This window comes from Pseudomonas sp. P135 (genome assembly GCF_020312125.1).
GTDB lineage: Bacteria > Pseudomonadota > Gammaproteobacteria > Pseudomonadales > Pseudomonadaceae > Aquipseudomonas > Aquipseudomonas fragariae.
The window spans coordinates 91,735-102,950 of sequence record NZ_JAGPYR010000016.1; the positions used below are offsets into that span (position 1 = coordinate 91,735).

At 61.1% G+C, this 11,216-nt stretch carries 9 protein-coding genes; 3 read left to right on the plus strand and 6 right to left on the minus strand.

What is annotated here, in order from left to right; all coding sequences use genetic code 11:
* Nucleotides 1-51 precede the first annotated feature (51 nt).
* A complete protein-coding gene (gene ppsA / locus KBY08_RS20850) occupies nucleotides 52-2,427 on the minus strand; it encodes a phosphoenolpyruvate synthase (RefSeq protein WP_003406749.1) in 2,376 nt (791 codons plus the stop codon).
* Between ppsA and KBY08_RS26905 the strand changes: the two genes are divergently transcribed.
* Both KBY08_RS26905 and KBY08_RS20855 read left to right on the plus strand, forming a co-directional pair.
* Nucleotides 2,374-2,574, plus strand: coding sequence for a hypothetical protein (locus KBY08_RS26905; protein WP_412548564.1), 201 nt, complete (start codon nucleotides 2,374-2,376; stop codon nucleotides 2,572-2,574). The two genes, ppsA and KBY08_RS26905, sit on opposite strands and share 54 nt — an antisense overlap.
* Nucleotides 2,575-2,649: 75 nt before the next feature.
* Entirely contained in the window at nucleotides 2,650-3,468 is an 819-nt protein-coding gene (locus KBY08_RS20855; RefSeq protein WP_003347114.1) for a pyruvate, water dikinase regulatory protein, read from the plus strand.
* A gap of 30 nt (nucleotides 3,469-3,498) precedes the next feature.
* Here the strand turns inward: KBY08_RS20855 and prpF are convergent, their stop codons facing one another.
* From prpF to KBY08_RS20880, 5 genes are all read right to left on the minus strand, one after another.
* Nucleotides 3,499-4,689 (minus strand): 2-methylaconitate cis-trans isomerase PrpF, encoded by a 1,191-nt coding sequence (gene prpF / locus KBY08_RS20860; protein ID WP_024660424.1) that lies wholly within the window; start codon nucleotides 4,687-4,689, stop codon nucleotides 3,499-3,501.
* Nucleotides 4,690-4,825: 136 nt separating this feature from the next.
* Nucleotides 4,826-7,414: a Fe/S-dependent 2-methylisocitrate dehydratase AcnD gene (gene acnD / locus KBY08_RS20865; RefSeq protein WP_024660423.1), complete on the minus strand. Its 2,589-nt coding sequence runs from the start codon at nucleotides 7,412-7,414 to the stop codon at nucleotides 4,826-4,828.
* A 66-nt stretch (nucleotides 7,415-7,480) separates the two neighbouring features.
* A complete protein-coding gene (gene prpC / locus KBY08_RS20870) occupies nucleotides 7,481-8,608 on the minus strand; it encodes a 2-methylcitrate synthase (RefSeq protein ID WP_003406752.1) in 1,128 nt (375 codons plus the stop codon).
* 161 nt (nucleotides 8,609-8,769) lie between these two features.
* Nucleotides 8,770-9,663, minus strand: a complete 894-nt coding sequence (gene prpB / locus KBY08_RS20875) for a methylisocitrate lyase (protein WP_024640701.1) — start codon at nucleotides 9,661-9,663, stop codon at nucleotides 8,770-8,772.
* On the minus strand, nucleotides 9,660-10,379 hold the full coding sequence (locus KBY08_RS20880; protein WP_011267425.1) for a GntR family transcriptional regulator: 720 nt from the start codon (nucleotides 10,377-10,379) through the stop codon (nucleotides 9,660-9,662). The genes prpB and KBY08_RS20880 overlap by 4 nt, the downstream gene beginning before the upstream one ends.
* 297 nt (nucleotides 10,380-10,676) lie before the next feature.
* Between KBY08_RS20880 and KBY08_RS20885 the strand changes: the two genes are divergently transcribed.
* The gene (locus tag KBY08_RS20885) at nucleotides 10,677-11,213 is read left to right on the plus strand and encodes an ATP-dependent zinc protease (protein ID WP_003406755.1); all 537 of its coding nucleotides are present in this window, start codon (nucleotides 10,677-10,679) and stop codon (nucleotides 11,211-11,213) included.
* The last annotated feature ends 3 nt before the right edge of the window (nucleotides 11,214-11,216 follow it).

The window sequence follows — 11,216 nt, forward strand, 5'->3', positions numbered from 1 at the left end:
ACACGGCAGCCCGGTGTTGCGAGGAATGCGCCTCAGGCGAGCCGCCGCCTGTCAGACAGGCGCCTGTGCCTCGGCGAGGAAGAACCAGGTCTCCAGTACCGAATCGGGGTTGAGCGAGACACTCTCGATGCCCTGATCCATCAGCCAGCGCGCCAGATCCGGATGATCGGAAGGCCCCTGCCCGCAGATGCCGATGTACTTGCCGGCCTTGTTGCACGCCTGAATGGCGTTGGACAGCAGCTTCTTGACGGCCGGGTTACGCTCGTCGAACAGGTGAGCGATCACACCGGAGTCACGGTCGAGACCGAGCGTCAGCTGAGTCAGGTCGTTGGAGCCGATGGAGAAGCCGTCGAAATACTCGAGGAACTCTTCCGCCAGAATCGCGTTGGACGGCAGCTCGCACATCATGATGATGCGCAGGCCGTTTTCGCCACGCTTCAGCCCGTTGGCGGCCAGCAGATCGATCACCTGGCTCGCCTCGCCCAGGGTGCGGACGAACGGCACCATGATCTCGACGTTGGTCAGGCCCATCTCCTCGCGCACACGCTTGAGAGCGCGGCACTCCAGCTCGAAGCAGTCACGGAAGTTCTCGCTGATATAGCGCGACGCACCGCGGAAGCCCAGCATCGGGTTTTCTTCTTCGGGCTCGTAGAGCTTGCCGCCGATCAGGTTCGCGTACTCGTTGGACTTGAAGTCCGAGAGGCGCACGATGACTTTTTTCGGCGTGAACGCGGCGGCCAGAGTGCTGATGCCCTCGACCAGCTTGTCGACATAGAAACCGACCGGATCGTCGTAACCGGCGATGCGCTTGTCGACGCTTTCCTTGATTTCCGGTGGCAGCACCGAATAGTTGAGCAGCGCCTTGGGGTGCACGCCGATCATGCGGTTGATGATGAACTCCAGACGCGCCAGGCCGACACCGGCATTGGGCAACTGGGCGAAATCAAAGGCACGGTCCGGGTTGCCGACGTTCATCATGATCTTGAACGGCAGATCAGGCATGGCATCGACCGAGTTGGTCTTGATGTCGAAGCCCAGCTCGCCTTCGAAGATATAACCGGTGTCGCCCTCTGCACAGGAAACCGTGACACCCTGGCCATCCTGAAGGGTATGCGTGGCGTTGCCGCAGCCGACCACTGCCGGGATGCCCAGCTCACGGGCGATGATCGCGGCGTGGCAGGTACGACCGCCACGGTTGGTGACGATTGCGCTGGCACGCTTCATCACCGGTTCCCAGTCCGGGTCGGTCATGTCCGACACCAGCACGTCACCGGGCTGGACCTTGTCCATCTCGGACACGTCCTTGATGATACGCACCTTGCCCGCGCCGATGCGCTGACCGATGGCACGGCCTTCGACCAGCACCTTGCCGGTCTCCTTGAGCAGATAGCGTTCCATGACGTTGGCCGACGCACGGCTCTTCACCGTTTCCGGACGTGCCTGGACGATGTACAGCTTGCCGTCGTCACCGTCCTTGGCCCACTCGATGTCCATCGGGCACTTGTAGTGCTTCTCGATGATCATCGCCTGTTTGGCCAGTTCGGACACTTCGGCATCGCTCAGACAGAAACGTGCACGATCGGCAGGCTCGACGTCGATCACCTTGACCGAACGACCGGCCTTGGCTTCTTCGCCGTAAATCATCTTGATCGCCTTGCTGCCCAGATTGCGACGCAGGATCGCCGGGCGACCAGCCGCCAGCGTGTCCTTGTGCACGTAGAATTCGTCGGGGTTGACGGCGCCCTGCACGACCGTCTCGCCCAGACCGTAGGCACCGGTGATGAACACCACATCGCGGAAACCGGACTCGGTGTCGAGGGTGAACATGACACCGGCCGTACCGGTTTCGGAGCGCACCATGCGCTGCACACCCGCAGACAGCGCGACCAGCTTGTGGTCGAAGCCCTGGTGTACGCGGTAGGAAATCGCACGGTCGTTGAACAGTGAAGCGAAGACTTCCTTGGCCGCGCGGATCACGTTCTCGACGCCGCGGATGTTCAGGAAGGTCTCCTGCTGGCCGGCGAACGACGCATCCGGCAAATCTTCGGCCGTTGCGGAGGAACGCACGGCCACGGCCAGGTTCGGATTACCGGCAGAGAGCTCGGCAAACGCAGTACGGATCTGGGCGTTGAGCTGCTCGGGGAACTCGGCCTCCATGATCCACTGACGAATCTGCGCACCGGTGCGGGCCAACGCGTTGACATCATCGACGTCAAGGGCGTCCAGCGCCGCATGGATCTGCTCGTTCAGGCCGCTGAGCTCGAGAAAGTCACGGTAAGCCTGGGCGGTAGTCGCGAAGCCGCCGGGCACCGAAACACCAGCACCTGCGAGGTTGCTGATCATCTCGCCGAGGGACGAGTTTTTGCCCCCCACGTGCTCTACATCATGGACGCCGAGCTTATCGAGGGAAACTACGTACTCTACCAAGGTGATCTCTCCACTAACTGTGTTTGTTGTTGGGAAAAGCTCATTCACCTGCGCCACAGGCGGTGTGGCTTCAGGCGTGTCTGCCCGGACGTACAGATCGGGCGTGCAAAACCGAGTGTTCGAAAAGCATGCGTGCAAAAAAGCTGAACTGCGGGCTCTCAGGACCGGCCAGCACGCCTATGATAGCCAGAATTCGTCAACTGCTTAAGGCCTGGGGCAAAAATGAAACGATCCGCTTTCTTCATCTCGGACGGCACGGGTATCACCGCCGAAACCCTGGGCCAGAGCCTGTTGGCACAATTTGAAAACATTACCTTCAACAAGTTCACCAGGCCCTATATCGACAGCGTCGAGAAGGCGCGGGCGATGGTACAACAAATCAATAATGCCGCCGACAAGGACGATGTGCGGCCGATCATCTTCGATACCATCGTCAATCAGGACATTCGCGAGATTCTGGCAACGTCCAATGGCTTCATGATCGATATCTTTTCGACCTTCCTGGCCCCGCTGGAGCAGGAGCTTAGTTCACACTCGTCCTACTCCGTGGGTAAATCGCATTCCATCGGGCATAACTCCAATTACATGGAGCGCATCGAGGCGGTCAACTTCGCGCTGGACAACGATGACGGCGCGCGGACGCATTATTACGACAAGGCCGATATCATCCTCGTCGGCGTCTCGCGCTGCGGCAAAACCCCGACCTGTCTGTACATGGCCATGCAGTTCGGTATCCGCGCCGCCAACTATCCGCTGACCGAAGATGATATGGAAAGGCTGCAACTGCCTGCAGCGCTCAAGCAGCATCGCGAAAAACTGTTCGGCCTGACCATCGACCCGGACCGCCTCACCGCGATCCGCCACGAGCGCAAGCCCAACAGCCGCTACTCCAGCTACGCGCAGTGCGAATTCGAGGTGCGCGAGGTGGAAAGCCTGTTCCGCCGCGAGAACATTGCACACATCAACTCCACGCATTTTTCGGTGGAAGAAATCTCCGCCAAGGTGCTGGTCGAAAAAGGCGTGGAGCGACGTTTCAAGTAGACGCTGCTGTCATTCCGTCAAACCGACGACTCAGACGCCTGGCTGCGGCACCCGCACCCAGCCTTCCATCAGCACGCGGGCGCTGCGGCTCATCAGGGCCTTGGTGACTTTCCAGTCACCGCCCTCCTGAACGGCCTGGGCGCCGACCCGCAGTGTGCCGGAGGGGTGGCCAAAGCTGACTGCGCTGCGCGCCTGACCACCAGCGGCCAGATTGACCAGCGTGCCCGGGATGGCCGCCGCTATGCCGATGGCCACCGCAGCCGTGCCCATCATCGCGTGGTGCAGCTTGCCCATCGACACGGCGCGGACCAGCAGCTCGATATCCTGCGCAGCGACAGGCTTGCCACTCGACGCCACGTAATCGGCGGGCGCAGCGACAAAGGCCACTTTGGGCGTGTGCTGGCGTGCGGCAGCTTCATCAATGCTGCCAATCAGGCCCATGTGCAGCGCACCATAGGCGCGAATGGCCTCCAGACGGGCCAGCGCCTGCGGATCACCGTTGATATCGCCCTGCAGTTCGGTGCCGGTATAGCCGATGTCGGCGGCGTTGACGAAAATCGTCGGGATGCCGGCATTGATCATGGTTGCCTTCAAAGTGCCGATGCCGCGCACCTGCAGATCATCCACCAGATTGCCGGTGGGGAACATCGAGCCACCCGCACCCTCTTCGTCCGCCGCAGGGTCAAGAAACTCCAGTGGCACTTCCGCTGCCGGGAAGGTCACGCCATCCAGCTCGAAGTCGCCGGTTTCCTGCACCGCGCCGTTGCTGATCGGCACGTGAGCGATGATGGTCTTGCCGATGTTGGCCTGCCAGATGCGCACCACCGCCACGCCATCCTGCGGAACGCGGTCAGGGTCGACCAGACCATTGGTGATCGCGAATGGCCCCACGGCCGCTGACAGGTTGCCGCAATTGCCGCTCCAGTCGACAAATGGTTTGTCGATGGACACCTGGCCGAACAGGTAATCGACATCGTGGTCGGGCCTGCTGCTGCGCGACACAATCACGCTCTTGCTGGTACTCGACGTCGCCCCGCCCATGCCGTCGATCTGCTTTTCATAGGGGTCAGGGCTGCCGATGACCCGCAACAGCAGCGCATCCCGCGCCGCGCCCGGAACCTGTGCAGCTTCGGGCAGATCAGTCAGCCTGAAAAACACCCCCTTGCTGGTGCCGCCGCGCATGTAGGTGGCCGGGATGCGGATCTGTGGTGCGTTAGCCATGAATTCGTTGTCCTGTTCAAAGAGCGCGCTGAGCGCTCAAAATCGGACGCAGAGCGTCCAGAACTGCATGCCCACGCGGAGCATGGGCACGATAGTGCTCTTGCGCACGCTTGGCGTTCCTCACGCTCCAGCGTAGCTACGATGCAGCGGCCTCCAGAAAATCCTGAGCAAAACGCTGCAACACGCCACCCGCCTCATAAATAGAGAGCTCTTCGGCGGTGTCCAGACGACAGGTCACCGGCACCTCGACGCGCTCGCCGTTACGGCGCTGAATCACCAGCGTCAATGTCGCGCGCGGCGTGCGCTGGCCGATCACATCGAAGGTTTCGCTGCCGTCGATGCTCAGGGTCAGACGGCTGGTGCCGGGCTTGAACTCCAGCGGCAGCACACCCATGCCGACCAGGTTGGTGCGGTGAATACGCTCGAACCCTTCTGCAGCAATCGCTTCGACGCCCGCCAGCCTGACGCCTTTGGCCGCCCAGTCACGGGACGAGCCCTGCCCATAGTCGGCACCGGCAATGATGATCAACGGCTGCTTGCGCGCCATGTAGGTTTCGATGGCTTCCCACATGCGCGTGACCACGCCTTCGGGTTCGATACGGGTCAGCGAGCCTTTTCTGACCTTGCCATCGACCACTGCCATCTCGTTGACCAGTTGCGGGTTGGCAAAGGTCGCGCGCTGGGCAGTCAGGTGGTCGCCGCGATGGGTCGCGTAGGAGTTGAAGTCTTCCTCCGGCAGGCCCATTTTCGCCAGGTACTCGCCCGCCGCACTGTCGAGCATGATCGCGTTGGAGGGCGACAGGTGATCAGTGGTGATGTTGTCCGGCAGTACGGCCAGCGCCCGCATGCCCTTGAGCGTGCGTTCTCCGGCCAGCGCGCCTTCCCAGTAGGGCGGGCGACGGATGTAGGTGCTCATCGGACGCCAGTCGTAGAGCGGTTCGACCTTCGGCCCGGTGTGTTCTTCGATGGCAAACATCGGGATATAGACCTGGCGAAACTGCTCCGGCTTGACCGATGCCTGCACAACGGCATCAATCTCTTCATCACTCGGCCAGATATCCTTGAGACGGATTTCCCGGCCCTCGGCGATGCCCAGCACATCGTTTTCAATATCGAAGCGGATGGTCCCGGCAATGGCATACGCCACCACCAGGGGCGGCGAGGCCAGAAAGGCCTGCTTGGCATAGGGATGAATACGCCCGTCGAAGTTGCGGTTACCGGACAAGACCGCCGTGGCGTACAGGTCGCGGTCGATGATTTCCTGCTGGATCAGCGGATCGAGCGCGCCGGACATGCCGTTGCAGGTGGTGCAGGCAAAAGCCACGACGCCAAAACCCAGTTGCTCCAGCTCCGAGGTCAGCCCTGCTGCATCCAGGTACAGCGCCACGGTTTTCGATCCGGGTGCCAGCGATGACTTGACCCAGGGTTTGCGCAGCAGCCCCAGACGGTTGGCGTTGCGGGCCAGCAGACCGGCGGCAATGACGTTGCGCGGGTTGCTGGTGTTGGTGCAACTGGTGATCGCGGCGATGATCACCGCGCCATCGGGCATCTGCCCCGGCACCTCGTCCCATTGCCCGGCAATCCCTCTGGCCGCCAGATCGGCGGTGGCGACCCGCGCATGGGGGTTGGAGGGCCCGGCCATGTTGCGTACCACACTGGACAGATCGAAACTCAGCACCCGCTCGTACTTCACCTCGCTCAGGCTGTCCGACCAGAGACCGGTGTGCCGGGCATACAGCTCGACCAGCTTGACCTGCTCGTCCTCGCGACCTGTCAAACGCAGGTAGTCGATGGTTTGCGAGTCAATGGAGAACATCGCCGCCGTCGCGCCGTATTCAGGCGCCATGTTGGAGATCGTCGCCCGGTCGCCCAGGGTCAGACTCGACGCACCTGCGCCGTAAAACTCCAGGTAGGCGCCGACCACCTTCTGTTGGCGCAGGTACTCGGTCAGCGCGAGCACCAGGTCGGTGGCGGTGATGCCTGGCTGATGGCGCCCGGTCAGTTCGACGCCGATGATGTCCGGCAGGCGCATCCACGAGGCGCGCCCGAGCATGACGTTCTCGGCCTCGAGCCCACCGACGCCAATGGCAATCACACCCAGGGCGTCGACATGTGGCGTATGGCTGTCCGTGCCCACCAGTGTGTCGGGAAAGGCTACGCCGTCGAGCACCTGCACCACCGGTGACATTTTCTCCAGATTGATCTGGTGCATGATGCCGTTGCCCGGCGGGATCACTTCGACGTTCTTGAACGCCTGCTTGGTCCAGTCAATGAAATGAAAACGGTCTTCGTTGCGACGGTCTTCAATGGCGCGGTTCTTGGCGAACGCCTGCGGGTCATTACCGTCGGACTCCACTGCCAGCGAGTGATCGACGATCAGTTGCACCGGAACCACCGGGTTGACCAGCGCAGGATCGCCGCCCTGCGAAGCGATCGCGTCACGCAGCCCGGCAAGGTCGACCAGCGCGGTCTGACCCAGAATATCGTGGCAGACCACGCGTGCCGGGAACCAGGGAAAATCCAGATCACGCTTGCGCTCGATGAGCTGCATCAACGAGGCATTCAAGGTCGCCGGATCACAACGACGCACCAGGTTCTCGGCCAGCACCCGCGAGGTGTAGGGCAGCGTGGCATAGGCACCGGGCTTGAGCGCCTCGACGGCTGCCCGAGCGTCGAAGTAATCCAGTCGGGTGCCAGGGAGCGGTTTGCGAAATTCACTGTTCATTGCGGGACTCGATCACGGAGTGTTCGGAATACGGGTGGGGAGCTTCAGCGACTCCCCTGCCCCCTTTTAGCGCTGTTCAAGGGGTACGAACGCGCGCTGTTCGACGCCGATGTATTCGGCGCTCGGGCGAATGATGCGGTTGTTGGCGCGCTGCTCGAAAACGTGCGCGGCCCAGCCGGTCAGGCGTGAGCAAACGAAGATCGGCGTAAACAGCTTGGTCGGGATGCCCATGAAGTGATACGCCGACGCATGGTAGAAGTCGGCGTTGGGGAACAGTTTCTTCTGCTCCCACATGACCTTGTCGATGGCCTCGGAGACCGGGAACAGCACCGTATCGCCCACTTCGTCGGCGAGTTTCTTCGACCAGCCCTTGATCACCTCGTTGCGCGGGTCGGACTCCTTGTAGATCGCATGGCCAAAGCCCATGATCTTTTCCTTGCGCTCCAGCATGCCCAGCGTGCCTTTGGTTGCCTCTTCAGCCGAGGCGAAACGCTGAATCATTTCCATTGCAGCCTCGTTGGCACCGCCGTGCAGCGGGCCGCGCAAGGTACCGATGGCTGCCGTGACGCAGGAATACAGGTCCGACAGGGTCGACGCGCAGACGCGGGCAGTGAAGGTCGAGGCATTGAATTCGTGTTCGGCGTAGAGAATCAGCGATACGTCCATGACCTTGCGGTGCAGTTCGCTGGGCGCCTTGTCCAGCAGCAGGTGCAGAAAATGCCCGCCGATGGAGTCTTCGGCCGAGGTGCAGTCGATACGCTTGCCGTCGTGACTGAAGCGATACCAGTAGCACATGATCGCCGGGAACGCCGCGAGCAAACGGTCGGTCGAGTCGCGCTGCTGATCGAAACTGCGCTCCGGCTCCAGGGTGCCGAGCATGGAAGCACCGGTGCGCATGACATCCATCGGATGAGTGTCGGCGGGTATGCGCTCCAGCACTTCCTTCAGGGCCTGCGGCAGATCGCGCAGGCGCTTGAGTTTGTCCATATAGGCAGACAATTCGGCCTGATTGGGCAGTTCGCCGTACAGCAGCAGGTAGGCCACTTCTTCAAAACGCGCCTCGGCAGCCAGATCGCGCACGTCATAGCCGCGATAGGTCAGCCCGGCACCGGCCATGCCCACCGTGGACAACGCCGTCTGCCCGGCAACCTGCCCGCGCAGCCCGGCACCACTCAATACTTTTGCTTCAGCCATGGTGTTCTCCAATTTTGTTCTTGTGTGATGGGACGGAGCGAGGCTTCTCTTGTTAGCGAAGATAGTGATTCCAACGTTGCATTATCAGAGAATATAACAACCCTTTCGCGAACAAGTTCGCTCCTACGGCCTGCGGCCAGAAGCCCGGTATTTCACAGGCATCACCCCTTCTTCTGCGCAAACAGCGCATCCAGCTTCTGTTCGAATGTGTGGTAATCGATCGCGTCATACAGCTCCATGCGCGTCTGCATGCTGTCAATCACGTTTTTCTGGCTGCCGTCACGGCGGATTGCGCCGTAGACATTTTCTGCAGCCTTGTTCATCGCGCGGAATGCGGAAAGCGGATACAGCACCAGAGAGACGTCCGCCTCGCGCAGCTCATCGACCGTAAACAAAGGCGTGGCGCCGAACTCGGTGATGTTGGCGAGGATCGGCACGCCTGCGCGGTTGGCGAATTGCTTGTACATCGCCAGTTCGGTGATGGCCTCGGGAAACACCATGTCCGCGCCGGCCTCGATACAGGCAGCGGCACGCTCCAGCGCCGACTCCAGCCCTTCAACGGCCAGCGCATCGGTACGCGCCATGATCACGAAGCTGTCGTCAGTCCGGGCATCCACGGCAGCCTTGATCCGGTCGACCATTTCCTGCTGAGAAACGATTTCCTTGTTGGGACGGTGCCCACAACGCTTGGCGCCCACCTGATCCTCGATGTGAATCGCCGCCGCCCCGGCCTTGATCATCGAGCGCACGGTCCGCGCCACGTTGAAAGCCGAAGAGCCGAAACCGGTGTCGACGTCCACCAGCAACGGCAGATCGCAGACATCCGTTATACGCCGCACATCGATCAGTACGTCTTCAAGGCCAGTGATCCCCAGGTCCGGAATGCCCAATGATCCTGCAGCGACTCCGCCACCCGACAGATAAATAGCCTTGAACCCGGCACGCCTGGCGAGCAATGCGTGGTTGGCATTGATCGCGCCGACCACTTGCAGCGGCTGCTCGCTGGCGACTGCATCGCGGAAACGCTGGCCGGGAGTGCTGTTGTCATGACTCATTGTTTACCTCGGTCGGAAGTCGTCTGGGAAGCGGCCTGATAGTGGCGCTCAATGTTGCGTCTGGACGCGCCGATATGGCGGCGCATCAACAATTCGGCCAGCTCACCATCGCGGTCGGCGATGGCGTCGAGAATGCGGTGATGTTCGGCAAAGGCCTGGCGAGGCCGGTTGGGCGTGGTGGAATACTGAATGCGGTACATGCGCACCAACTGGTAGAGCTCGCCGCAGAGCATCTGGCTGAGGGTGCGATTGCCGCTGCCCTGAATGATGCGGTAGTGAAAGTCGAAATCACCCTCCTGCTGGTAATAGCCGATACCTGCCTGAAAGGCGGCATCGCGCTCGTGGGTATCCAGAACGCCGCGCAGCTCATCGATTTCGGCCTGCGTCATGCGTTCGGCGGCCAGACGACAGGCCATCCCCTCCAGTGATTCGCGAATTTCATAGAGTTCGATCAGTTCGGCATGACTGAGCGAGACCACCCGGGCGCCCACATGCGGCACGCGAACCACCAGTCGCTGCCCTTCGAGCCGGTGAATCGCTTCGCGCAGCGGCCCGCGACTGATGCCATAGGTGCGAGCCAGTTCCGGCTCGGAAATCTTGCTGCCGGGAGCAATCTCGCCTTTCACGATGGCCGATTGAATACGTCGAAAAACGTTCTCGGAGAGCGTTTCCGAGTCGTCCGCAACCGTCATGGTTTTTTCGACCATCTTCAGCATTGTCGACACCTCATGACCATATGCGCTTAAATCTAGTCATATTTCGCCACTCAGTCAAAACAAAACCCTGCATTGTCGACAATCAGCCAAAACGCGCACCCCTTGCACGACAGACCAACCTGAACAGCCAGGCAGGTTGATCACTGGCAGCCGCAGGGCTTCATGCTAGAATGCGTCGCGTCCGTACAGCGCGCTCCGCAGCGGAGCCAGCGCCTGCGAACCGCCTGCCCTACCATCATCAGGTCAATTCCATTTGCGCCCTGACCCTGAAGTTGTTCGCTCATCGCGCCAGGATTTATGAGACTGACTACCCTCCCCACACTGCTCGGCCTTCTGCTTTTGCCCGGCCTGACCCTGGCCGCCAACAAGACGGTCTATGGCCTCAACGAATACGCCAGGCTGAGCGAAATCGATATCGAGATTGCCGCCAAGCTCGACACCGGCGCCAAGACCGCCTCGCTGAGCGCGCGCGACATCAAACATTTCAAGCGCGATGGCGAAAGCTGGGTGCGCTTCTATCTGGCCAGCGACAGCAAGCATGTACACCCCATCGAGCGCCCTCTGGCGCGGGTCAGCAAGATCAAGCGGCGTGCCGACGATCTCGACCCGGATGACGACAATCGGTATTCGTCACGCCCGGTGATCAGCCTCGATATCTGCATGGGCGAATCTTTGCGCACCATAGAAGTGAACTTGACTGACCGAAGTGCTTTCCAATACCCGCTTTTGATCGGCTCCGAAGCCTTGAAACGCTTTGATGCGCTGGTCGATCCAAGTCTTAAATATGCGGCAGGGAAGCCCGGCTGCGCTTCCGTCGCTCAAAACGCAGAGTAAATC